This window comes from Paenibacillus sp. 2KB_20, from assembly GCF_052115765.1.
Lineage (GTDB): Bacteria > Bacillota > Bacilli > Paenibacillales > Paenibacillaceae > Paenibacillus_AQ.
The window spans coordinates 26,721-50,005 of record NZ_JBFRHH010000005.1; the positions used below are offsets into that span (position 1 = coordinate 26,721).

20 protein-coding genes and 1 pseudogene are annotated in these 23,285 nt (G+C 50.8%); 7 read left to right on the plus strand and 14 right to left on the minus strand.

Going from position 1 to position 23,285, the window contains the following annotated elements; translation table 11 throughout:
* Positions 1–46 precede the first annotated feature (46 nt).
* The 3 genes from mmsB to chvE are packed head-to-tail and all read right to left on the minus strand — an operon-like array spanning position 47 to position 3,876.
* Complete coding sequence (mmsB, locus tag AB4124_RS14820) at positions 47–1,213, minus strand: multiple monosaccharide ABC transporter permease (protein ID WP_441973319.1); 1,167 nt, start codon at positions 1,211–1,213, stop codon at positions 47–49.
* A gap of 2 nt (positions 1,214–1,215) precedes the next feature.
* Positions 1,216–2,748 (minus strand): multiple monosaccharide ABC transporter ATP-binding protein, encoded by a 1,533-nt coding sequence (mmsA, locus tag AB4124_RS14825; RefSeq protein ID WP_441973320.1) that lies wholly within the window; start codon positions 2,746–2,748, stop codon positions 1,216–1,218.
* Positions 2,749–2,790: 42 nt separating this feature from the next.
* The gene (gene chvE / locus AB4124_RS14830) at positions 2,791–3,876 is read right to left on the minus strand and encodes a multiple monosaccharide ABC transporter substrate-binding protein (protein ID WP_339271262.1); all 1,086 of its coding nucleotides are present in this window, start codon (positions 3,874–3,876) and stop codon (positions 2,791–2,793) included.
* Between the two features lie 480 nt (positions 3,877–4,356).
* Here chvE and AB4124_RS14835 point away from each other — a divergent pair.
* Positions 4,357–4,586: pseudogene (locus AB4124_RS14835) on the plus strand (transposase); the annotation flags it as partial.
* Between the two features lie 79 nt (positions 4,587–4,665).
* Here AB4124_RS14835 and AB4124_RS14840 read toward each other — a convergent pair.
* The 4 genes from AB4124_RS14840 to AB4124_RS14855 form a co-directional block, all read right to left on the minus strand.
* Positions 4,666–5,880, minus strand: coding sequence for a response regulator transcription factor (locus AB4124_RS14840; protein WP_441973321.1), 1,215 nt, complete (start codon positions 5,878–5,880; stop codon positions 4,666–4,668).
* Positions 5,877–7,820, minus strand: coding sequence for a cache domain-containing sensor histidine kinase (locus AB4124_RS14845; RefSeq protein WP_441973322.1), 1,944 nt, complete (start codon positions 7,818–7,820; stop codon positions 5,877–5,879). Before AB4124_RS14845 ends, AB4124_RS14840 begins: the two co-directional genes overlap by 4 nt.
* Positions 7,801–8,808: a substrate-binding domain-containing protein gene (locus AB4124_RS14850; protein WP_441973323.1), complete on the minus strand. Its 1,008-nt coding sequence runs from the start codon at positions 8,806–8,808 to the stop codon at positions 7,801–7,803. Before AB4124_RS14850 ends, AB4124_RS14845 begins: the two co-directional genes overlap by 20 nt.
* A 227-nt stretch (positions 8,809–9,035) precedes the next feature.
* Positions 9,036–9,635, minus strand: a complete 600-nt coding sequence (locus AB4124_RS14855; RefSeq protein ID WP_076323000.1) for a TetR/AcrR family transcriptional regulator — start codon at positions 9,633–9,635, stop codon at positions 9,036–9,038.
* Positions 9,636–9,822: 187 nt separating this feature from the next.
* Between AB4124_RS14855 and AB4124_RS14860 the strand changes: the two genes are divergently transcribed.
* Together AB4124_RS14860 and AB4124_RS14865 are read left to right on the plus strand one after the other, a co-directional pair.
* Entirely contained in the window at positions 9,823–10,533 is a 711-nt protein-coding gene (locus AB4124_RS14860; RefSeq protein ID WP_441973324.1) for a futalosine hydrolase, read from the plus strand.
* Positions 10,530–11,384 carry a 1,4-dihydroxy-6-naphthoate synthase gene (locus tag AB4124_RS14865; protein ID WP_430199304.1) on the plus strand — a complete coding sequence of 285 codons (855 nt, stop codon included), beginning with the start codon at positions 10,530–10,532 and terminating at the stop codon, positions 11,382–11,384. Before AB4124_RS14860 ends, AB4124_RS14865 begins: the two co-directional genes overlap by 4 nt.
* 220 nt (positions 11,385–11,604) lie before the next feature.
* Here AB4124_RS14865 and AB4124_RS14870 read toward each other — a convergent pair whose 3' ends face one another.
* Entirely contained in the window at positions 11,605–12,120 is a 516-nt protein-coding gene (locus tag AB4124_RS14870; RefSeq protein WP_076322998.1) for a mismatch-specific DNA-glycosylase, read from the minus strand.
* A gap of 44 nt (positions 12,121–12,164) precedes the next feature.
* Positions 12,165–12,668, minus strand: a complete 504-nt coding sequence (locus tag AB4124_RS14875) for a hypothetical protein (RefSeq protein WP_441973325.1) — start codon at positions 12,666–12,668, stop codon at positions 12,165–12,167.
* 155 nt (positions 12,669–12,823) lie between these two features.
* Between AB4124_RS14875 and AB4124_RS14880 the strand changes: the two genes are divergently transcribed.
* Complete coding sequence (locus AB4124_RS14880; protein ID WP_076322996.1) at positions 12,824–13,342, plus strand: RNA polymerase sigma factor; 519 nt, start codon at positions 12,824–12,826, stop codon at positions 13,340–13,342.
* Positions 13,339–14,316, plus strand: coding sequence for a DUF4871 domain-containing protein (locus AB4124_RS14885; RefSeq protein ID WP_441973326.1), 978 nt, complete (start codon positions 13,339–13,341; stop codon positions 14,314–14,316). Before AB4124_RS14880 ends, AB4124_RS14885 begins: the two co-directional genes overlap by 4 nt.
* A gap of 156 nt (positions 14,317–14,472) precedes the next feature.
* Here the strand turns inward: AB4124_RS14885 and AB4124_RS14890 are convergent, their stop codons facing one another.
* Entirely contained in the window at positions 14,473–15,342 is an 870-nt protein-coding gene (locus AB4124_RS14890; RefSeq protein ID WP_076322994.1) for a DUF6612 family protein, read from the minus strand.
* Positions 15,343–15,469: 127 nt separating this feature from the next.
* Between AB4124_RS14890 and AB4124_RS14895 the strand changes: the two genes are divergently transcribed.
* Both AB4124_RS14895 and AB4124_RS14900 read left to right on the plus strand, forming a co-directional pair.
* On the plus strand, positions 15,470–16,030 hold the full coding sequence (locus AB4124_RS14895; RefSeq protein WP_441973327.1) for a DUF1273 domain-containing protein: 561 nt from the start codon (positions 15,470–15,472) through the stop codon (positions 16,028–16,030).
* A 263-nt stretch (positions 16,031–16,293) separates the two neighbouring features.
* The gene (locus tag AB4124_RS14900; protein WP_076322992.1) at positions 16,294–16,986 is read left to right on the plus strand and encodes a pseudouridine synthase; all 693 of its coding nucleotides are present in this window, start codon (positions 16,294–16,296) and stop codon (positions 16,984–16,986) included.
* Between the two features lie 162 nt (positions 16,987–17,148).
* Here AB4124_RS14900 and ald read toward each other — a convergent pair whose 3' ends face one another.
* From ald to AB4124_RS14920, 4 genes are all read right to left on the minus strand, one after another.
* On the minus strand, positions 17,149–18,267 hold the full coding sequence (gene ald, locus AB4124_RS14905; protein ID WP_441973328.1) for an alanine dehydrogenase: 1,119 nt from the start codon (positions 18,265–18,267) through the stop codon (positions 17,149–17,151).
* A gap of 291 nt (positions 18,268–18,558) precedes the next feature.
* Positions 18,559–20,058: an alpha-glucosidase/alpha-galactosidase gene (locus AB4124_RS14910; RefSeq protein WP_441973329.1), complete on the minus strand. Its 1,500-nt coding sequence runs from the start codon at positions 20,056–20,058 to the stop codon at positions 18,559–18,561.
* Positions 20,059–20,165: 107 nt separating this feature from the next.
* A complete protein-coding gene (locus AB4124_RS14915) occupies positions 20,166–21,086 on the minus strand; it encodes an AraC family transcriptional regulator (RefSeq protein WP_441973330.1) in 921 nt (306 codons plus the stop codon).
* 200 nt (positions 21,087–21,286) lie between these two features.
* Positions 21,287–23,284: a methyl-accepting chemotaxis protein gene (locus tag AB4124_RS14920; protein ID WP_441973331.1), complete on the minus strand. Its 1,998-nt coding sequence runs from the start codon at positions 23,282–23,284 to the stop codon at positions 21,287–21,289.
* Position 23,285: the final 1 nt, after the last annotated feature.

Here is a 23,285-nt window from a genome sequence, read left to right on the forward strand (position 1 = left end):
CAGATCTACCCCGGAGTCAGCCATTTATCATTTACATCGTTTTAAATTAAGCAGCACTGCTCTTCTTTTTATTGTAAATATCGAAGGCTACCGCTGCGAGCAGAACCAGACCTTTGATTCCTTGCTGCCAGTCGATGCCAAGACCTACAAGCGACATCCCGTTATTGAGCACGCCCATGACGAGACCGCCGATGATGGCACCAAAGACCGTACCGATCCCGCCGGTAGCCGAAGCGCCGCCAATGAAGCTCGCCGCGATGGCATCCAGCTCAAAGTTCGTGCCAGCTCTTGGCGTCGCCGCGTTCAAGCGGGCGGCAAAGATCAACCCGGAGATCGCTGCCATCACACCCATGTTGACGAATACCCAGAACGTGACCTTCTTGGTTTTCACGCCGGACAGAGCCGCCGCTTTCTCGTTGCCGCCAAGCGCATAAATATGACGGCCCATCACGGTTTTGTTCATCACGAAGGAATAGATGATGATCAACACCAATAGCAGAATCAGAATGTTCGGCAGGCCGGCATAACTGGCCAGCATGAACGTAAAGGCATTGATCACCGCCGCGATAAGTATAAGCTGCAAAAGGAACAAGCCGTTTGGCAATACTTCGAAGTTGTATTTTTTATGCGATTTTCGCTCGCGAAGCTCATTGATCAGGAAAATAACCGTAAAGACGATCCCAGCCAGAATCGTGATTAGATTGGTGCCGGTGTTACCGAAATCCGGAATAAAGCCGGAGCTCAGTTTCTGGAAGCCTGAAGGAAAAGGCGCAATCGATTGACCTTCCAGCACAATCATGGTTAGACCACGGAACAACAGCATTCCCGCAAGCGTTACGATAAAGGCCGGTATCCTTACATAAGCCACCCAGAACCCCTGCCAAGCACCGATCAGGCCCCCGACGATCAGAGACACGATCACCGCAACGACCGGATGCAGCTGCATATCCACCATCATAATCGCGGCCACTGCACCGACGAAAGCAGCTACCGAACCGACCGACAAATCAATATGGCCCGTAATAATGACAAGCACCATGCCGATAGCAAGTACGAGGATATAGCTGTTCTGGAGAATCAGGTTTGTGATGTTGATCGGCTCCAGCAGCAGCCCGCCCGTAATGAGCTGGAAAAATATCATAATGACAACAAGGGCGATGATCATCCCGTATTGGCGGATGTTGTTTTTGAACATTTTTTTGAGTGTTTCCATGCTTAAGCCCCTCCGTTCTTGGTCATGTATCTCATCAGGGTTTCCTGCGAAGCCTGCTCTCTGCTAACCTCACCGGTTATCCGTCCCGCGCTCATGACATAAATCCGGTCGCAGATCCCTATAATCTCCGGCAGCTCCGAGGAAATGACAAGTACGCCCTTCCCCTCATCCGCCAGCTGGTTAATGATCGCGTATATCTCGTATTTGGCCCCAACGTCAATCCCCCGCGTCGGCTCATCCAGGATCAGAATGTCCGGCTCGGCATAAATCCATTTACTTAGGACGACCTTCTGCTGATTCCCCCCGCTGAGGTTTCCCGCCTTCTGGAGAATGTTCGGCGTTTTGATCTTGAGCTTCTTCCGCATGTCCTCCGCCACGAGTATTTCTTCCTTATCATCAATGACCATGTTCCTCGCAAGCTTGGACAGTCCGGTAAGCGAGATGTTGCGCTTGATATCGTCCATGAGGATCAACCCGTATTCCTTACGGTCCTCGGTCACGTAAGCTAAGCCGTTATCAATGGCTTCGGTAATGGATTGATTCCGGATTTCCTTCCCGTCTTTGCGCAGCGTTCCGGTAATATTCCGGCCGTAAGCCTTACCGAAAATACTCATCGCAAGCTCAGTCCGGCCGGAACCCATCAGCCCGGCAATGCCCACGACTTCCCCCCGGCGTATATCCATGCTCACGTTGTCAATCACTTTGCGGCCTGCTTGCAGCTCGTGATATACGGTCCAATCCTTAATCTCCAGAATGACTTCCCCGATCTTCGGTGTCCGCTCCGGATAGCGGTTCGTCAAATCCCGGCCGACCATGCCGCGGATGATCCGGTCCTCGTTCACCTCGCCGCCTCTCATATCCAGCGTTTCGATGGTTTGACCGTCACGAAGAATCGTAATGGAATCCGATACCTTCGAGACCTCGTTCAATTTATGGGAGATTAGGATGCAGGAGATTCCCTGTTTCTTGAATTCCAGCATCAGCTCCAGCAAATTTTCGCTATCGTCCTCATTGAGCGCCGCCGTCGGTTCGTCCAAAATAAGCAGCTTCACCTTCTTGGATAAGGCCTTTGCAATTTCGACCAGCTGCTGCTTGCCGACGCCGATGCTGCCGACCTGTCTGTTCGGATTCTCGCTGAGTCCCACCTTATCCAGCAGCGCTTTGGCACCCATCATCGTCTCATTCCAGTTCATAATGCCCTTCTCGGCACGCTCGTTCCCCAAGTAAATGTTCTCGGCAATCGACAGATAAGGGATCAACGCAAGCTCCTGATGGATGATGACGATGCCCAGATCTTCGCTTTGCTTGATATTTTTAAATTCGCAGACGCTGCCTTTGAACAAAATATCTCCCTCATAGGAGCCGTGTGGATACACGCCGCTCAGCACTTTCATCAACGTGGATTTGCCCGCTCCGTTCTCCCCGCACAGGGAATGGATTTCACCTTCGCGAACTTTCAAATTCACGTTATCCAGCGCCTTCACCCCGGGAAACGCTTTCGTAATGTTCCGCATTTCGAGAATGTACTCTGACATCTGGCTTCACCTTCCTATCGTTTCATGTTCGCTGCCTTAAGACTATTTCAATCCGATTTCTTCCTTGGAGTAATAGCCCGTCTTCACAACCTCTTTCTCCACGTTGGAAGCATCTACGGATACAGGAGGGAGCAGATAGGCAGGCACGACCTTGATGCCGTTATCGTACGATTCGGTATCGTTGACCTCGGCTTCTTCTCCCTTCAGCACGCTCTCCGCCATCTTGACTGCCTGTTCGGCGAGCTGGCGTGTATCCTTGAACACCGTCTGGGTTTGCTCACCGGCTACGATCGATTTAATGGAGGCAAGCTCCGCATCCTGACCAGTAATGATCGGCAGGGGCTTACCTGCCGTCCCATAACCCACACCCTTGAGCGAGGAGATAATGCCGATACTGATCCCGTCGTAGGGAGACAGTACCGCATCCAGATTTTCGCTGGAATAGTTGGCGCTGATCAGGTTATCCATCCGCGACTGGGCCAAGGCCCCGTCCCAGCGCAGGGTTGCAATCTGGGCCATCGTGGTCTGCTTGCTCCGAACCACAAGCTTACCCGAATCCATGTAAGGCTTCAGAACGGACATCGCGCCATCATAGAAAAAGTAAGCATTGTTATCGTCCGGCGATCCACCGAACAGCTCGATATTGAACGGCCCCTTCCCTTCCTTCAAGCCGAGCTTCTCTTCAATATAAGAGGCTTGTTGAACGCCGACCTGAAAGTTGTCGAACGTAGCATAATAACTCAAATGCTCGGTATTGCGGATCAACCGATCGTAGGCAATAACCTTAATTCCCTGATCATGAGCCTTCTTGATCACGTCGGTTAGCGTATTTCCATCAATTGAAGCGATGACGATGACGTCGACCCCTTTCGTAATCATGTTCTCGATTTGCGAAATCTGGTTTTCAATCACGTCCTCAGCAAATTGAAGGTCGGTTTTATATCCTTTTTCCTGAAACAGCCGCTCCATGTTCTTCCCGTCAGCCACCCAGCGCTCGGATGATTTGGTTGGCATCGCAAGGCCGACATACCCCTTATCAGCATCGCCGGTTTTGCTTTCGGCGAGGTTGCAGGCCGTCAGGGCCAAGAGCAGCACCGCGATCAGCAATCCTGGCAATCCTCTCTTCATCGGTAGTTCCCCTTTCCGAAAAATGGAATCGAGAGCGCTTACAACCGAAGGTTCGAAAAGCCTCTCTGTACTAAAAGGATACATCCCATCGGGTGTAGGGGTCTTTCCACGAAAACAACCTTTTTTATAATTTTCATACTTTTGTTGTTTGAGTTTTACGCGAGTGTACATTGGCTGCGTAACTTTCCGGCTTAGTCACACAATGCCCCAAGCGGTTGCCGGCATCCAAAAGGGGGAGTCCCAAAAGATCTTAGATCTTGCGGGAGGCTCCCTTCTTCCTGTTAGAAGACGCTCCATGTACGAATCGTTTCTACCATCGCTGTCGCTTGTCTGGAATCGATTCGTCCTCTCCGCTACGCCGTGCGGACTGCCTACTTTTTTAGACGCAAAGAAACCGTTCTTCGGTAAAATGGAGGTGCTACCCAAACCATTTACGAAAGGAACGGTTTCTTTTGTACATTCAATATACCATGGGGCAACCCTGGCGGCAGTCTAGACAGCTACCATCCCAAGATGCTCACCAAAGTCAACGTCTAAGCTTACACAACGGATCTACTCTTCTCGTCAGATCGCCAATGCCGTCCGCGAGAATGTCATGTTCATGTGGATTGCCGGGAGACAGCATCCGGATTTTTCGCACCACTAATCGTTTTCGTTCCGAGCGTATGAAAGACGTAACGGAGAAGATCTTCACGAGCGTGCTTCAGTTTCGCCCAGGAGAAGGTCCAGACCTGTACAGCAATTGGAGGCGAAACTGCAATCCGACCCTTCATGATCCTCGCACACCGCCTACTCTTCCTGAACCGTCGCCCCTTTGCGGTACCGGTTCGGTGATACCCCCATTACTTTTTTAAAAGCCGTGCTGAAATAATGCTGGCTGTCATACCCCACCCGCTCCGCAATGTCCAAGATGCTTAGATCGGTGGAATTAAGCAGATGGATCGCCTTTTGAATCCGCGTCTGGGTCATAAGCGTAATAAAGGACGTGCCCAGTTCTTTCTTTAGCGTCCGGCTCAGATAGACCGGCGAAACCTGCAAAACTTGGGCAAATGATTCCAGCGTCAGCTCCCGAACGGCATACTGCTCCTGGATGAGCTGACGAGCCCGCCGTACTAACGGAGACAACTGCGCATCCTTAAACACCCCATCCCGGCAGGCCTCATAGGCTGCAGCAACCGCCCCCGCTCCTTCCGATACAAACTCCATATGAACGTTGACAGTCAGCTTCAAGTACTTCTGAATGGATTGCTCGGCATCGGCTGCGATTTCCACATCCGTCTCACCCCATAAACAGATGCCAATCCATCCTGTATGATCACGGAACAAAACACAAGGAGCGGGATGGATCAGCTCGGAAATGATATTCTCCATCGCGAACAGATACAGCTGCCGGTCGCTTTCCTTCATCAAAGGCTGCGGAGCCGTCATCTCCGGCCATCTGGCGATGCCGACCTGAGTAGGCTTACTAGGAGGAAGCCCGAGAAACTCCAGCTGCTCCAGCGCCTCCTCCTCATCCAGCAGGCCATGCATCCATTCCAAGCAGAATCGTTCCCGCAGCAGCGGAATATTCTTCTCGATTTGCTCGGAGGCCTTCTTTAGATAACTCTCCTGGATATGCCGGTCATTCAGTTCATCCCTTACGCTTCCAAGCACTCGAATCAGGTGATCCGCATTCACCGGCTTTAATATATAATCCTTAACCCCGAGCCGGATCGCTTCCTGCGCATACGCAAATTCGTCATGGCCAGTAATAATGACGAACCGGCATTCGGGACGTTCTTCCTTCATCCGCTTCATGAGCCCGATGCCATCCAGGAACGGCATATTCATATCGACCAGCATAATGTCGATCGGCCGGCTGAGCGCAAGCTCCAGCGCTTCCTCGCCATCCTCCGCTTCAGCAGCCACCTCCATGCCAAGAGCGTCCCAATCCACCGCATCCCGAATTCCTTCACGGATAATCGGCTCATCGTCAGCAATCAGGACTTGATACGCTTTGTTCATAGCCTGTCTCTCCCATCATGATTGGAGGACGAAGGGGCGGTATGCAGCAGCGGATGCGTAATCATTACCGTGGTTCCCTCGTTCTCTATACTGTCAATTGCAATTCCGTACTCATCGCCGAACGTTAGCTTGATGCGTGCCTGCACATTCAGCATGCCATAGCTGCGACTTTCGCCTACCCTTTCTCCCGGAGTCGTCTCCATGGCCGTTACCGGATCGGCAAGCTGATTGCGAAGCGTCTCCAGCTGCTCCTTGGACATACCTGCCCCGTCGTCTTGTACGGCAAGCACCAACACATTCCCCTCGACATCAGCTTTGATCCAGATTCGCCCCGGTCCTCTCCGGGCCTTAATGCCATGGTATATCGCGTTTTCCACCACCGGCTGCAGAAGGAGCTTCAGCACGTATAATTTCTCAGCCTCAGGCGAAAGCTCCATCTCAACCTGCAGCCTGTCGCGGTAGCGCGTCTTCTGTATCTGCAAGTAGCTGCTGATATGCATCCATTCGTCGGACATGGAGATGATATCATCCCCTTTGCTGAGTCCGATCCGAAACAGCCTCGACAAGGATTCCACCAGATCCGATACATCGTCCGCCCCTTTCTTGCGGGCCATCCAATGGATCGTATCCAGTGTGTTGTACAGAAAATGCGGCTTAATGTGGGCCTGTAGGCTGCGCAGCTCCGCTTCGCGCTTCTGCTTCTCCCGGAGCTCGCTCAGCTTCATCAACTTGCGGATCTGCAGAAGCATGCGATTAAAGCTGCGTCCAAGCATGCCCACCTCATCCTGACGGTTTCCCCAGTAACGGGTCGTCAAATCCCCGGATTCTGCTTTTTGCATGAAGGACATGAGTTGCCAGATCGGTCTGGATATCGACTGTGAAAGCGTGTAGGATGCAGCTATGCCAAACAAGCACACCACAAACAAGAAACAAATCATATAAAATCGAATCTCTCGGACCTCATACACCGATTCGCTGGTTGGAAATACGCCGATCGTCCGCCAGCCGGTAAAGGAGGAGGTGCCGTATATCAATTGCAGCCGCTCTCCGTTTGACTCACGGATGAAAGCACCGCTGTCCTCTTCCGGAAACCACGAAGGCGGTATGGACGGAATGATGGAATCCTCCGGCTTATAGATGCTGGAGCCGCCAGGTTCGGCCACCATCAAATATCCGCTTTTTCCAAGCGTAACATCCCGGGCCGCTCTCGCAACCGCCCGCAGCTTCAAATCGATCAATACCGCTCCGGTTACTTCCCTCGTATCCGGATTCACAAACGAGCGAACGACCGACACCAACTCCTCGTTGCCATAATGAACATGGGTGGTGACGTTACGATCTGCCGGATGCCCGAGCACTGTAAAGATTCCTTCATTTGAAGCAGCCTCAAGGTACCAAGCTTCCTCCGTCAAGCTGGCGGGACCGCGCGCATACATTTCGTTACTGATGTATTCCCCGTCGCGATTGACCAGAAGAATGGAGGCGATTTCCGGGTACAGCGTCGTGAAGCCTTGAAGATACCGCTTAATCTCATAATTTTCCTCATTGTCCTGCTTCACCGAGAACGACTGCAGGCCGGAATTACCCGTATCTTCGGTTCCTGCGGCCGGCTTATCCCCTTGGATTTCCCCTTGCAGAAATCGCTCCGTGCGCGGGTCAAATCCGATCAAATACGTAATGTTCTGGAGATTCTCCATATCATTGTCCAAGGTCTGATTGACCTTTCCGATCAATTGAATGGTGTTCGAGGTTACCTGCTGATCCACAATGCGGTTAACCGTCCAATTGACGAGGACGCCCAGCGCGATTGAGGGCAGGATGCCAACCATAAGGAACAAGATGACCAGCTTGTATCTCAGCGGTAAATCCCCGAACCGCAGCCACCGCGAGATGCCTTCGCGCCAGGATTCCGCTCTGATTCTATTTTGCATAATAATCATTCACATTCTCTCGGGTCACAATCGAGATCCCGGTGTCCACCCTTGTCGGAAGTGGAGACACGTCATTGCCGAGCGTCGGGGCCGGTACGGTAAGACCATGATGCAGATGAAATAAATACTGCAGCGACCAATAGCCCATGTTCCACGTCCCCTGAGCGATCGTTGCCGCGATGGTTCCATCGGAAATCCGGTCCAGCGTCCCTTTATTTGTATCGAATCCGATGATGGTAATCCGATCCGCTTTATTCGCGCCGATAACAGCATCCGCCACGCCCATTCCGCCGCTGGCCTCCGTTACGAAGATCCCTTTGAGATCCGGGTGCTTGTTCAGCATGTCTGCAGCAGCCTCTTTGGCAACGAGGGTATCCCCTTTACCTTCCCTGATCTCCACCACGGACATGCCCGGATATCGCTGTGCTAAAGTGTCCCTGAAGCCTTCGGAACGGTCATCATGATTCTGCTGCCCGGGCTGGGTAACAATCCCGATCTCCCCTTCCCGGCCGAGAAGCTGCGCCATTTTGTCCGCGGCCGCAACGCCAGCGTTGTAATTATTGGTCGCCAGGAAAGAATAGGCCTTACTGTCAGGTGCATCCGCATCGAACAGCACGACGGGTATTCCAGCTTCCACGGCTTTATTAATTGTCGACGTCAGCGCTTTGGAATCAATGGCCGACAAGGCGATACCGGCAGGTTTTTTGGCAATCACTTGTTCCAGAACGGTGATCTGTTCCTCCACGTCATATTGTGTAGAGCCTCGGTAATCGACAGTTACGCCCAGAGCATCCCCTCCATCCTCGAAGCCCTTTAAAATATTTTTCCAATATTCCATGCCGGATTGAAAAGTCACCATGACATAATTCTCCCCAATGCTGCCGTGCAGGCCGCCTTCCTCCCAAGCAGAAGAACGCTTGTCCTCCAGTCTGTACATGAACACATAGGTAAGAAAAGCCAATAGAAGCGCACCGTACACCAGCATCATCTTCTTCATGATTAAAACCCCCGATTCCTTGATCCTTCGTTCGCCATTCCCAGTTGCAATCGGTTACATAACGTATAATGAATATACTGCAAGTCTTTGAAAAAGATCAAACCCTTGCTGGAATTCGGCTCTGGTCAACAGCAAAAAACAGGCCGTCCACGGTTAACCCTAACCATATCACTGCCTGCTTCTGATATTTTAATTATCTTTATTTTTATACATTAAATTTCATTGCCTTATGTAGCCCGCTTAGCCGGATAAATGCTGATGCCGTGCATAAATAAACTTACCACGTGACGCGCAAGATCCTCAGGAGTCCGCTTGCCTGTCAGAAGCTGCTGTGAGGTTAGTCTTTCAATGACGCCAACCAAGCACTCCGCAACGATGTGCATATCGGAATCTCCGTCAAAGTACCCGTCCCGCTGCTCAGCTTTCAGATTTTGCTCAATCATGGCTACCATTTCAGACTTTACGATGACAGCGTCATCCCCAATGAAAAAACCAATTTGTGTCAGGTCCGAATCTTTGCCAAGAAACGCGAACAACCCCGTCAGCACGCTCTGCAAACGACCGGTTACATGCTCCTCATCAATTCCGCTTTCCAATCTGCTTCCCTCGAGCAGGATCTTGAGCTCAGAGCGAAATTTCTCCACCAACTCCTTGAAAACGGCTTCTTTGCTTTCAAAATACAAATAGAATGACGGCTGCGTCAATCCAGCCCGGGAAACGATGGTGCTGATCTTGGTCTGATGGTATCCTGACTTTGCAAATTCATTGGCAGCGACAATCAGTAGTCTAGCCCGGCTTTCTTGTCCGTTCGCACCCTTCTTACGCAAAGCTATCCAACCTCCGAATCTAATCATGATGTATGTAAGTTACCGTTCATTATACTCTATATCGGAAAGTTACTGCTACACATAAAGTCCAGTCTTAACATGCACGAGACTTTACATCGCATCAAGAACGTTATAACGTAAAAGGATAACGATGTTTATCGTTACAGCCAATAAGGAGATTAATAACATGCAGAAACATACCCAATCCAACTCGGTGGATATGACCGAGTCACATAACTTGCCAGCCCCGTCTTCCAAGCGCGTGCTTATTGTTACGGCAGTCGATGCCGAAAAAGAAGCCGTGCAACGCGGGCTTAAGCGCGCACATGGATTTGATGTCATCGCGGGTGGAGTCGGTCCCGCGGCTACCGCTGCTGCTACTGCCCGCCAGCTGATTCAAGGCACCTATGATTTCGTTGTCAGCGCAGGTATCGCCGGAGGATTTGCCGGCCAGGCTGAGGTTAGCTCCATCGTCATTGCGGACACCATCATTGCCGCTGATCTCGGTTCTGAAACCGAAGACGGCTTCAGCAGCGTCCAGGAGCTTGGCTTCGGAATGGATCGGGTGCAGGCAGATCCAGCTTCTGCCCGCAAACTTGCGGAGGCCTTAAAGATTGCTGGCGCAGCCGTAACCCTCGGGCCCGTCCTGACGGTCTCCACCACGACAGGAACAGCAGCCACGGCCGCACGCCTCCTCCATCGGGTGCCGAACGCCGCAGCCGAGGCGATGGAGGGATTCGGCGTGGCGACCGCTGCTGCTGCAGCTGGGGTACCCGTGCTTGAGATCCGAACCATATCCAATCAGGTCGGCCCGCGGGACCGCAGTGCATGGAAGATCAAGGAGGCCCTGCAGGCGCTTGAGACCGCAAGTTCATTACTACCGGAGGTGTTACGATGAAAATCGCTTTTTCCCCTTGCCCCAACGACACATTTGTATTTCATGCCTGGGTTCACGGACGGATTCCAGGCGCTCCCAAGCTTGATGTATCCTACGCGGATATCGATATCACCAATCACTGGGCAGCCGAAGATCGAGAACATGATATCTTAAAAATATCCTATGCCGCGCTGCCCTGGGTGCTGGATGAATATGCCCTCCTGCCCTGCGGGGGAGCACTTGGCCGCGGATGCGGACCGCTCGTTCTGACGGCGGACAAGCTCACGGACGGAAAAACACCAGCCAGCCCTGCAGATTTGTCCGGCCGGCGGGTAGCCGTTCCGAGCGAGCGCTCCACGGCTTATCTGTTGTTTCGCCTGTGGGCCGCCCAAAACGTACCCGGAGGACTCGGCGAAATCGTGGTGATGCCGTTCGATCGGATTATGCCGGCTGTCCGGGATGGAGCGATCGATGCCGGGCTTGTCATTCACGAAGCACGATTTACCTATTCGTCCTATGGATTGAAGCAGCTGACGGATCTGGGCAGTTGGTGGGAATCCGATACAAATCTGCCTATTCCTCTGGGGGCGATTGTGGCCCGGAGGTCGCTGGATCTGGCAAGTATTTCGAACTGGATCCGCTCTTCTGTCGAATATGCCTGGGAACATCCTGAGGACTCTCGGGCGTATGTCCTCCAACACGCTCAGGAAATGGACCCGGACGTCGCCGATGCCCACATCGACTTGTATGTCAATCCATTTACCGCAGAGCTGGGCGAAGACGGCTATGCCGCTATTTCCGCCCTGCTGAACCGCGCAGCCGATGAAGGGCTTGTGCCGCGGATCGATCCTGCACTGTTGAAGCGTCCATAATATGGCGACCTAACCCTAAAGTATATTCTCAATAGATGTACTTTCAATAGAAGAAAAACTACAAATAGAATTTTCTTGCGGTAATCAGAAGATTTAGCTTCCGCTGAAAGCTTATGTATTCTATGTTCAAAGAGGAGCACCAGGAGTCAGACAAATCGGGTCTCCTGGACGCTCCTCTTTTTCATGATCCTCATGAATCGTTCTTGTCCAACTCCTCTATTCAGAACTCATGCCTCGATATAAAATCATGCAATCGTCGATAAATTTCGATAATCTCATCCATGGGCATTCGTACCAGTCCACTGGAAGAAGGAGCAACAAACTCATGAACGCCGTCCACGACGGAGTCCTGCTGAATTCCCCAATCCGCTTTTGCTTTACCGCTAAATTCGGTGTACACGCCCTTGCCGACAAAGCAAGCAACCTCCGGTCTGTACTCCGCCAGCTTCTCCCGCAGCGTTTCTCTTCCGAGTTTGTACTCTTCGCGGGTAATGTCTTCGGCCCCCCGTGTAGGCCTGGCCACAATATTGGTAAACCCATACCCCAGTTTAAGCAATTCCCCATCCTCCGAGGCATCATATAAGCGAGGGGTCAACCCGGATTTATGCAGAATCCTCCAAAAATTGTTGCGGGGGTTGGCATAATGATGTCCGACCTCCCCCGATCGCAAACTAGGATTAAATCCGATAAAAACAACAGTCAATCCATAATCGAGATGATCGCTGACTTCGTTCATTCTGACTCCTCCTATCATCGTCTTATTCTGGGTTAACCTAAAACTTAATGAGAGCTCGATGCGGCAGCGCTGTTGTTGCGTTTGCGTATTTGGTGAATGCCCATCACCACGGTCACGAGTTCCCAATCTCCAAGGACGTCGCTCTCATTCTCCAGCAGATAGGCTCCGGCCTGAAGCCAGCCGCTAATACGGGAAAAATGGGCGATTCCCCTTCCGGTACCATCCATTATTTCATATTCATTGGAAAAAGCAGGCGAAGTGATCTGGTATACGCCCCGCGATCCCGCGTTGTATTCAAATTTTTTCGTGAAAAAGCTCATACGCATACGCAGCACGCCCAGCTCTTCCCCGCTGCCGCTCACGATATGCCACTTGTTGGAGAAGAAACGAAACGAGCCGCTGCATACCGGATCTCCCGTAGCGTTATACACGTCCAGCGAGGAACCGAAAGCACTCTTCAAATCCAGACTTCCTATTACACTGCCTTCCCTATCCATAATATCTGTTATACCCGAGCTAAAAAAGTTATCCTTGAAATATAAATGCATACGCCTTCTCCCCTTCCTCGATTCCTTGCATACCTGTTACTCATTACAACGATTTGCACGTTAAATTGTTTCAATTTTTTGGGGGGAATCTGGGAACCAATCCTATGTTCAATTGTCTAATATTTGAGGTGATGTGATTGGAGTACCTGAAACAAATGGTGGCCGTAAATGAAGCAAGCACGGTGCTGAGCGATTTAATGGAGTCCTTCGGCCAGGACGTGTGGAACTATGCGTTCTTCCTAACAAAACGCAAAGATGCGGCTGATGATATCAGTCAGGACGTATTCTTGAGTGCATTTAAGCACTGGAATGAGTTTCAGGGCCGAAGTTCTGTAAAAACATGGCTGTTAACCATCACCCGCAACCTTTCCCTGAACTATCTCAAATCTTCCTTTATGACGAGGGTGTCTTTAACCGGCTGGGTAACCTCCAAGCAGACTGAACCCTCTGCGGAAAAAGAGTTTATGGATGCTGCTGCCGTATCGCAGATTTGGAAATACGTGATGGAGCTGCCGCCCAAATACCGCGAGGTGCTCATCCTTGAATCCCATTACCAGCTGCCGCGAAAAGAAATGGCGGAGCTGCTCGGCATATCCGAAGGAACGATCAAATCCAGACTGCACCGGGCTCGCGCCCGAATGGAGAAGCTGTTGAAAGGAGAGGATGTCCAGTGAAGACCGAACAAGAGCTGCCGCCCGATTGGATACAGGAACTCGCTTCTTCTCCATTCAACGAGCCGATGTTCACCGAGAAGATGAAATCCAGTGTAATGGACAGCGCTGCTAACGGCTCTGTAAAGAAGGGTCGAAAAAAGCGGAAATCTCCAACTCGTCTGCGTATAACCGCAAGTGCATTCATGATTCTTCTAATAGCGGCGGTATGGGGATGGCGCGAGTCCCCTGCGCTTCAACGGATGATCCCGATCCAGGGCTTGGGATATACTGCCAAGTGGACTCCCCGCAGCGTATACACGGAGGATGGGGTGGATAAACTTCAGGCATTTCCGGGTGGGGATTATGCCGCGGGCTCTCCGGCCGGTGCCTGGTGGAATCTGCTAACCCCGGTCCAAGAGCTTGAAGGGAAAACGATCCACATAACCGCCGTACACCGGGATACGGGAACTACCCTTGAAGAGCTTGTCGAGACGGAGATTACCTCCGATATGGCTTACGATAACTTCACCCGGGTCTCTTCCCGCTTTGCCCTGCCGCTCTCCGGGTTATGGCGATTCGACGTGATGGTGGATCAGGAGAAATACGGTGATATCGTGGTCGATGTGCCGGACAGCAGCTGGGAGCCGAGTCCGAGTTTTAGATCCGGTAATTATGCTATGACCGGCGTGGAAGGTCGTTTGGGTTTTATCCATCCTCCTTTAATTGCAGATAAACCCAATAAATACATGTGGCATTTCTGGGGGCGTGCCGAGGAATTAACGGGTGACTTGCACATTACGGCAGTAAAAAGAAACACCTCCGAGATCATCGATGTCTTTGAGTCCACATTAAGACCCGGCAAGCATAATGGAGCCGATGCATCAGTGCCGACATCGATGTCGCTGCCTTCGCCGGGACTATGGCGTATTATGGTCTCCATTAACGGTCAGCTGTTTGGCAGCGTCATTGTGGAAGTCGATAAACATCAGGACTAAGCTTTCACTACCCTAACCTATCAGAACTTCTATCCGAGACTGAAGTTCATCAAATAAGGCTGCCCCGGTCTGTAGGCATCTACAGAACCGGGGCAGCCTGTTCATTGTGGAATATCATAAATTTCATATTCCGCTTATTTCATCAGTCAAATAGCATTATTCCGCGTTCAATGCTTCCTTCGGCACTTCGATCTTGCTGATTTCGTTATGCTTGGAGTAAGTACTCTTCATTTTCATATCCAAGGATACCTTCTGACCTTCGGCTTCCATTGCCATTACCATGTCCAAATCGGTTGTTACAGGCAGGTAAGATTCCTTCTGTACGCCATAAACAATATGGATGCTCTTGATATCCATTTGATCCATCATGGCTTCCATCTGCGGATCGTTGCCCGCTTGGCTCATCATGGACTTGGCAAGCTCCTTCAGATTGTCGCCGGAGACATCCGCCGTCAGAACGTATGAGTCTCCGTCCTCCGTTACTTTGAAGTCCTTAGCGAGAGTCTTGAACTGCTCTAACTGCTGCTCCGGACTTGCACTGCTCGGATCCAGGCTGTCGCGGATCTCCTGCTCCGATTCCTTCGGAACCTGCATCCATTGACCATCCATAAGCATGTAGATACCGTCTTCCGTTATATACTGCTTCATCTCGATCTTGCCTTCCGGAGAATCCATCACGATGTTCTGCATCATCTCCACCGGCTCGAGCGTAAGTTCCGAATCAAGCGCCATATTAACATCTTGCTCCTGCTTCTCTTCGCCTTCAACTACGATATGCTGTTTAACATCGGCTTTCATCGCAAAACTCTTCAAATTCTTAGAAGCTTCAGCCGACTTCTGTAGAAGCTCGTCAGCAGTTGGAAGAGCATCCTTCTTCGGTTCTTCTTTAGCAGGCGGCGTCTCGCTCGTCCCTTGTTCCGCTGCTGGCGGTGTTGCGGCGTCGTCTGCTGCTTTGTTGTCCTTTCCGCATGCTGTCATGCTCATTACCAAAATTGCCCCTAGTAATACTGCTGTCCACTTCTTCAATCGAATTTCCTCCTAAAATATGTATTCCAAGATTACTCATCCCATTCTATACGATCTGCGACAAATATTGATCAATTTTTCAGAAAACGGTACACTAGACCTATTCTTTGTCAGGGAGTGTGCACAATTGGAAAACATTCTTGTTACCGGATATCGAGCTCATGAACTCGGTATTTACAACAACAAACACCAAGGCATTCCTTATATACGTCAAGCGATTGCCAACCGCTTGATTCCGCTGCTCGAGGAAGGTCTTCAGTGGGTTATCACGCCCGGTCAGTATGGCGTGGACCTGTGGGCCGTTGAAGCAGCTATAGAACTAAAGTCCCAATACCCTCACCTGAGATGCTCTATTCTGACCGCCTATCAGAATCCCGAGGCGCAATGGAACGACGATAAAAAAGCTTATTTTCAGGAATTGATGAAGGGGGTAGACTTCTATGCGCCTGTCAGCAAGAGCCCCTATCAGGGGCCGTGGCAATTTACGGCCAGAGACGATCTGTTACTCCGCAAGACCGATGGCATTCTGCTCGTGTATGACGAAGATGGCGGCGAAGCCAGCCCCAAGTTCATCAAAGAACGTGCGCTGAAAAAGCAGGCAGCGGACGGTTACCGCTTCATCAGCATCGGTTCGGAGGAGATACAGGCTGTAGCAGACGAAGAGAACATGTCGGAGGATTTTTACTAGGCTTGCTGCTCCCCGGTTACCACTTCGATCCGCCAGAAGAGTTCCCTCCCTGGCGAATCTCCCCAGCTAGAACCGCCAGAGGAGCAATGTGAAGAACCTGAAAGAGACGTCAGCTTAAAGGAAATATTTTCGACATAAGTCTGCCTCTCTGATGGATTATCGAAATTAATCATTTTATGCAACATTCCGCAAAAATCAAGGAAAAGAGAATATCAGCTAACAAATGAACCTGTGGCAATATTACACATGAGAAGCGGTGGAGCATGCGAATTAACAAATATATAAGCGAAACGGGAGTTTTCTCGCGCAGAGAAACCAACCGATTGATTGCAGCCGGACGCATCACGATCAATGGCAAGGTGTGTGAAAAAGGGGCGGACGTTGAACTGCACGATATTGTGTTAATAGATGGGAAGGAAATTCCTCATCAGGATAGGGAAGCGGTTTACCTGGCTCTCAATAAACCTATCGGTATTGTCTGTACGGCAGCAGAACATGTCGCGGGAAACATTATTCAGTTTGTTAACTATCCATCGCGCATTTTTGCCATTGGAAGGCTGGATAAAGCCTCTGAAGGTTTGATTTTACTTACGAACGACGGAGATATTGTGAACAAAATGATGCGTTCAGAACATCATCATGAGAAAGAATATGTGGTGACTGTGGACAAACCCGTTACGGACGAATTTATGCAAGCGATGTCTCAAGGTGTTGAAATCCTGGACGTCATAACCAAACCATGCAAGGTCTATAGGCAAAGCGAAGATGTATTTCGTATTATTTTGACACAGGGCCTTAATCTGCAAATCCGCAGAATGTGTAAAGCCTTGGGGTACAGAGTGCTGAAGCTGGAGCGTATTCGGATTATGAATATTACACTGGATCAACTGGAACGGGGGAAATGGAGGCATTTGCAGGAAGCCGAACTACATAACCTCCTGTTCATGTTGAACTAGGCGAAGGCGAACTCGTGGTAGGAACAGTAAGGCAACATACAAAAGCCATTTTTCAACTTTGTCCACGCCGGCCAAGGAAAGCCACTCCTAAGGTTTACTTCATAAACCCCGGTATCGTGTCAAATTTGAAAAATGGCTCTACATGCTTAAAACATATTATTTCTATGCCAGCAAATAATCGTCAATGCTGGTATAAGCATACCCATGGGCCGCCGCAACCGCTTCGTAGGTTACCTTGCCGTCGATGACATTAATGCCCTTGGCAAGTGCTTGATCATGACGTGCGGCAGACCGAAGTCCTTTACTTGCTATTCTCAGCCCATAGGGTGCCGTTACATTGGTCAATGCCATGGTGGAGGTTCTGGCTACGGCGCCCGGCATGTTGGCTACAGCATAATGAATAACACCATGCTTTTCGTAGGTCGGGTTGTCATGCGTGGTGATCCGGTCAATCGTCTCGATGGAGCCCCCTTGATCAATCGCCACATCCACGATGACGGATCCCGGACTCATCTCTTTTACCATCTCTTCCGTTACGAGGCGCGGGGCCCGCGCACCGGGGATCAATACTGCGCCCACGACAAGGTCAGCGGCCTTCACCGTTTCCGCAATGTGATACGGATCGGACATAATCGTTTTGACCCGCCCTTGGAACAGATCATCCAGTTGACGAAGTCGGCCAGGATTTATGTCGAGGATGCTGACGTCCGCACCGAGACCCAGCGCGATTCTTGCCGCATTAGTGCCAACGATGCCGCCGCCGATAACGGCAACCTTACCTGGTGCGACCCCGGGTACGCCACTTAGAAGAACTCCCTTGCCGCCATGCGCTTTTTCCAGGAAATGCGCTCCGATTTGAATGGACATTCTTCCTGCCACTTCACTCATCGGTGTCAACAGCGGCAGGCTGCCATCCGTCAATTGTATCGTTTCATAAGCAACGGCACTCACCTTACGGTCAACCAGCGCCTTGGTCAGTTCCGGCTCGGGGGCCAGGTGCAGATAAGTGTATAGGATCATATCCTCTTGAAAGTATTCATATTCCTCCTGCAGGGGTTCCTTTACCTTCACAACCATCTCGGCTTTCCACGCTTCTGCAGCCGATGCAACCACTTTGGCTCCAGCCGCTCTGTAAGCTTCATCCTTAAAGCCGATCCCAAGACCAGCCCCGGATTGTACAAGCACTTCGTGTCCGGCATTTCTAAAACTGACGACCGTACCCGGCGTCATGCCTACACGACTTTCGTTATTTTTGATTTCTTTGGGAACCCCAATTATCATCCCCATGCCTCCTTAATAGTGAATTTTGCCTATCTAATTGAATTGTAACCATTTTTACCCAAACTGTGTACCTGTCTAAGGTCAGGGATTGTCCATCCGAATTTATCTCTATGTATCCGTAGTATATGCAGATAAAAGATGAACTGCATGCAGAAAAAAACACTTCTGGCAGAGGGATTATAACGGATTTTTGTCCGTTATACCGTCCTCGCCAAAGTGTTTCAATCATGCGCATTCATGAAAACTCTAAGTACTTCTGTTGTTATATCCCTTCGTTATTGTGCAACCAGCTTAAACTTTTTCGCGATCCTTCCCTTTGTCGGATTCACCTGCGTTTTTGTTCGCCTTCTCCCGATCGAGCTGCATCTCCTCCACCGTCTTCACCTTGAGTCTGGCTGCTCCTTCATACGGACGGGTGGGGATCAGATTGTCGGATATTAGACGTGCTTTCGCTTCAGTGATCGAAACCGCATACTGAGGAAGCCACGCTTCACCGGCTACCAGCATTTCATCGACCAGCTGCCAGATTTCCTTCGGATTACATACCGCTCCAACCAGCGGATCCATCATAAATGCCTGACGAAGCAGCTTGTCATCTCCATGAACCGCCGCTTCGACCGCCAGCCGTTGAACGGATATGCTTACGCCACACACCGCAGCCGGCCCTAACGGCAAATTCCCTACATGCGGCATGGAAATGCCGTTGCGGTCTACGTAACCCGGCGCCTCAATGATTGCATCATTCGGCAGATTAGCGATAATGCCCTCATTCACCACATTAAAATGCCCCCGGTATACCCGGCCGGTTTCCAAGCCTTCAATAATGTAGGAGCCATGCTCCTCTCCCCGGTGCTCCGGCGTGTACTCCATAGCCGGATCTTGCATCCAGTTCGGGAAATCAGTCTCGAACCAGTTGCGTCCCTCGGTACAGACTCGCAAATATCCGCCTGTCTCTCCGTTTATCCAACTGCTGAGGTCAATCCACTCCGTAATTTCCTCCGCCCGTTTACGGTACCAAGGAACATATTCGCTTAGATGGCCGTTGGATTCGGTGCTGTAGTATCCGAAACGCCGCAGCATATCGATGCGAACCTTCTCTGTCCTGCTATACTCCGGATGCCGTTCGAACGATTCCAGCAGTCCAGCCGTCAAGTCCTTGCCTTGATGTGAGGCTTGAATATACCAGGTTTGATGATTAATGCCGACACAGACAATATCGACTTCCTGTTTCTTCAAGCCATAAACCTCGGCGATTTGGTGATGCCCATGCTGTACGCCATGGCATAATCCAATCGTCCGCACGCCGCCATACTGATTGCATGCCCATGTCAGCATAGCCATGGGATTCGAGTAGTTCAGCAGCAGTACATCTGGTGCGCACACCTCGCGAATATCCTGGCAAATGTTCAGCATCTCAGGGATTCCCCGCTGGCCATACATAATGCCGCCTGCACAGAGCGTGTCGCCCACGCATTGATCGATGCCATATTTCAGCGGAATGTCCACATCCGTACGGAATGCCTCCAGTCCGCCCACGCGAATGGTGCAGATGACATATTTTGCACCCTGCAGGGCTTGTCTTCGATCCGTGGTGGACTGGATCGCAATCGACAGTCCGTTCTCGGTAATGTCCCGCTGACACAATTCCGTGACCATATCCAGGTAATGCTGACTGATATCGGTGAAAGAGACCTCGATATCCCTAAATTCCGGTACAGTCAACAAGTCACGCAGAATTCCCCGGGTAAAGCCGATGCTGCCCGCGCCGATAAAAGCGACCTTAAATGACATTCTATCCACTCCCCAGCTGCAAATTAGATTGTAGTTATTGTAGCAATCGAGTGGTAGAAAGCGTTATCAAAATCATGACCTTTTGGACTCTTCCGAGTCAAAAATCCTCACTTCTTATCTGATCCGGCATCCTGATCACCGTATTTCCAGGCATTCCGATCCTTCCGCAGCCGATATTCCACCGGCGTGGTTCCCGTATTCTTCTTGAACAACATATGAAAATATTGCCTGCTGCCAACACCCACATAGTCCGATATTTCATCTATGGGGATATCCGTCTGCTCCAGCAGCATTTTGGCCTTTTCCATTCGAATCATGGTCAGATACTCCGTTATTGTCCTGCCCGTCCCTCTGCGGAATACCCGATGCAAGTAGCCGGGATGCAGATTCACCTCGGCGGCAACGTCTTTCACCTGAATATGGCGATCATAGTTCTGATGCAAGAAATCGACGCTTCGTTTAATATAGAACTCGCTCTGCTGCACTTCGCTGCGTTCCCTTTCTTCATACAGACGGGCGATACAGACAAGCAGCTGAATAAACAGCATATGCGTCATCATTCTACCCTCCGTCCCTCTCTGATCGAGTTCAAGCACGAGGCTCCGCAGCACCGGATATACCTCCTCCTGATCCGCTAGCACCAAGTAGGGAAACGGCCGATTCAGGAGAAAAGACACCTCTTGCTCCTCACCTACAATCTGCCGGAGAGAAAGCGTCCTCCCTTCATTTTCCATAAACCCGAATTCCACATTCAGCATTCGGCAGGAGACCGCCTGCTCAACGATTAACCGATGCGGGACATCGGCATCCAGCACCATAAACTCCCCTTTTTTGAGCGGGACGCTCTTTTCCGTATCGCCTACCTTCACGTCAATCCGGCATACCCCTTGGATCATATACATAATCTCGGTTGAGTCATGCTGATGGTATGGCATTTCATAATCTATCCACTGCTTATAGTAATAGGCGTAAAAGCGCGGGACATAATCTCCCTCTTCTAACATCTGCTGAAACAAGCTGCCATTCACAACACATGTTCCTCCCTTCGTCCGAGCCGTGCAGCATGATTTATGGACAAAAACTTCTATCGACGTACTTCACAGAAGACAGACCGCGTTTAAGAGTAGTTATAGGTGTATTAAAATCTCACAGCGTACATAAATCGTAACTTTATATATAAAAAAAGCCTGGCCCTTAGGCCAAGCTTATCATCAATATGCCAGTGGTGCTACGAGATTTTGAAGGCCGATACGGTATGGTTTAACTCTTCAGCAAGCTCGGCAAGCGATTGTGCCGTTGCAGCCGATTCCTCGCTTGTAGCCGCCGTTTCTTCCGTCGACGAAGATATGGTTTCAATTGCGGTCGCCACCTCGGCAGCCTGGGCTGCCTGCTCCTCGCTGGCAGCTGCAATATCCATTACTTTACCGGCAGACTCATTCACCATGCTTGTAATATAGGCAAAGGCTTCACCGGCTTTTTCCGTGTGGATGACGCCTAGATTCACCGCCTCCACGCTATCAGCCGTATTCTTCTGCATGCCCTTGATGATATCGGCGATCTGCTTCGTGGCTCCTCCGCTACGTTCGGCTAGCTTGCGCACTTCATCCGCCACCACAGCGAAGCCTCTTCCTTGATCGCCGGCGCGGGCAGCCTCGATCGTGGCATTAAGAGCAAGCAAATTGGTCTGCTTGGCGATATCGTCAATCACCTCGATAATCTCGCCAATCCGCTGGGAATCAGCTTCGAGTTTGGCAACCTGCTCTCGTACCCGATTCATGCCTTCCACTGACTGCTGGACGATACCGCTGCCTTCCGTTGCAATGCCGGAGGTCTGGTTTACAAGCTCGGATGCTGCTGATGCATCGCTCGCAACAGAATTGATGGCATTTGACCATTCATGGAACAATTCACTGACCGTTTGCACGGATTCAGCCTGACTGCTGCTTCCAACCGCAAGTTCCTCGGCACCAGCCGATAGCTGCTGTGAAGCGGCGGCTACCGATGATGCGTTCAGGTTCACTTTACCGATCATCTCTCGCATGCTCTCCAGCAGCTGCGCGAATACTCTGGACAACGTGCCGATCTCGTCGGCTCTGCGAAGATAAGCTGCAGGCACCTCCTGCGTGAAGTCTCCCTTCGACATGAACTCTCCGATGGAAACGGAAATGCCCAATGGTTTCACGATGGATCTCGTTAACAGGACCACGACAGCCGCCATGGCCGCCAGAGTGATTAGTCCGGCAACGATAATGGAGATCATCAACGCATCCGAATTTGCCGTAATCTCATCCATCGGGATAATGATAGCAGCAGACCATGGCGTTTCGGTCAATCCGGTCTTAATCGGGGTATACAGCTTGTACAGCTCGGAATCTTCCTCGGTATAGACATCCCCTTCCCGAATCGCATCCAGAATAAGGGGAACCGTCTTGCCAGGATAGGCCTCCTCCAACGTCTGCCCCATCACCCCGTCCTCCGGCGACGTTACGATCACGCCGGTATTCGAAAAAATATGCGCATACCCCGTGTCGAACAATCGGAATTGCTCCATTACGCTTTGCAAATGTGCCAGGGAAATATCGACGCCAACCACGCCGACAGTCTTTCCGTTATCGATAATCGGAACAATGAGCGATGTCATCATGACATCTTCGTTGCCTACTTTGAAGACGTACGGATCCATAATGATTTCTTTCCCGCTGTTCTTCGCCAGGAGATAGAAGTCACCTTCCCCTTCGTGCTCGTAATCCTCGATTACGGAGCGTTCCAGGCCGGATTCCGTTCTTGCCCAGTAGGACATCAATCGCCCCGTTTGGTCACTGCCCTGTTTGTTTCTGTATTCGTTGTCCCGGCCATCAAAGGCATCCGGCTCCCATAAGGTCCAGATCCCTTTCCAGGACGGATTGTCTTCCAGATTTCTTCTCAGTATTTCATTAACGGCTGCGCGATTCGTGGTATCGGTCCCTTTCATTCCAACAAAGCTTACAGCTAATGTACGTGCGGAGCTCATGACATCGTCAAGCTCTGCTTGTACCAGCGTGCCAATCTTCTCACTCGTTGTCACCGCAAGCGTCTTGGCCGAATCCAGAGCTTCCTCCGTTGTAGTCATACTGATATAAGTCATCATGCCAGCTAGAAAAATCGTAATCGACCCCAAAATAATAAACAGCATACGACTCTGGAGTTTCATTGCAAACAGAGATTTCAAAGACTTCAATCGTTTCATT

Bases quoted from the DNA above. Each gene is read 5' to 3' on its own strand.
- mmsB (WP_441973319.1), bottom strand. From the start codon at position 1,213: ATGGAAACACTCAAAAAAATGTTCAAAAACAACATCCGCCAATACGGG.
- mmsA (WP_441973320.1), bottom strand. From the start codon at position 2,748: ATGTCAGAGTACATTCTCGAAATGCGGAACATTACGAAAGCGTTTCCC.
- chvE (WP_339271262.1), bottom strand. From the start codon at position 3,876: ATGAAGAGAGGATTGCCAGGATTGCTGATCGCGGTGCTGCTCTTGGCC.
- AB4124_RS14840 (WP_441973321.1), bottom strand. From the start codon at position 5,880: ATGAACAAAGCGTATCAAGTCCTGATTGCTGACGATGAGCCGATTATC.
- AB4124_RS14845 (WP_441973322.1), bottom strand. From the start codon at position 7,820: ATGATTATTATGCAAAATAGAATCAGAGCGGAATCCTGGCGCGAAGGC.
- AB4124_RS14850 (WP_441973323.1), bottom strand. From the start codon at position 8,808: ATGAAGAAGATGATGCTGGTGTACGGTGCGCTTCTATTGGCTTTTCTT.
- AB4124_RS14860 (WP_441973324.1), top strand. From the start codon at position 9,823: ATGCAGAAACATACCCAATCCAACTCGGTGGATATGACCGAGTCACAT.
- AB4124_RS14865 (WP_430199304.1), top strand. From the start codon at position 10,530: ATGAAAATCGCTTTTTCCCCTTGCCCCAACGACACATTTGTATTTCAT.
- AB4124_RS14870 (WP_076322998.1), bottom strand. From the start codon at position 12,120: ATGAACGAAGTCAGCGATCATCTCGATTATGGATTGACTGTTGTTTTT.
- AB4124_RS14875 (WP_441973325.1), bottom strand. From the start codon at position 12,668: ATGCATTTATATTTCAAGGATAACTTTTTTAGCTCGGGTATAACAGAT.
- AB4124_RS14880 (WP_076322996.1), top strand. From the start codon at position 12,824: ATGGTGGCCGTAAATGAAGCAAGCACGGTGCTGAGCGATTTAATGGAG.
- AB4124_RS14900 (WP_076322992.1), top strand. From the start codon at position 16,294: ATGCGAATTAACAAATATATAAGCGAAACGGGAGTTTTCTCGCGCAGA.
- ald (WP_441973328.1), bottom strand. From the start codon at position 18,267: ATGATAATTGGGGTTCCCAAAGAAATCAAAAATAACGAAAGTCGTGTA.
- AB4124_RS14910 (WP_441973329.1), bottom strand. From the start codon at position 20,058: ATGTCATTTAAGGTCGCTTTTATCGGCGCGGGCAGCATCGGCTTTACC.
- AB4124_RS14920 (WP_441973331.1), bottom strand. From the start codon at position 23,284: ATGAAACGATTGAAGTCTTTGAAATCTCTGTTTGCAATGAAACTCCAG.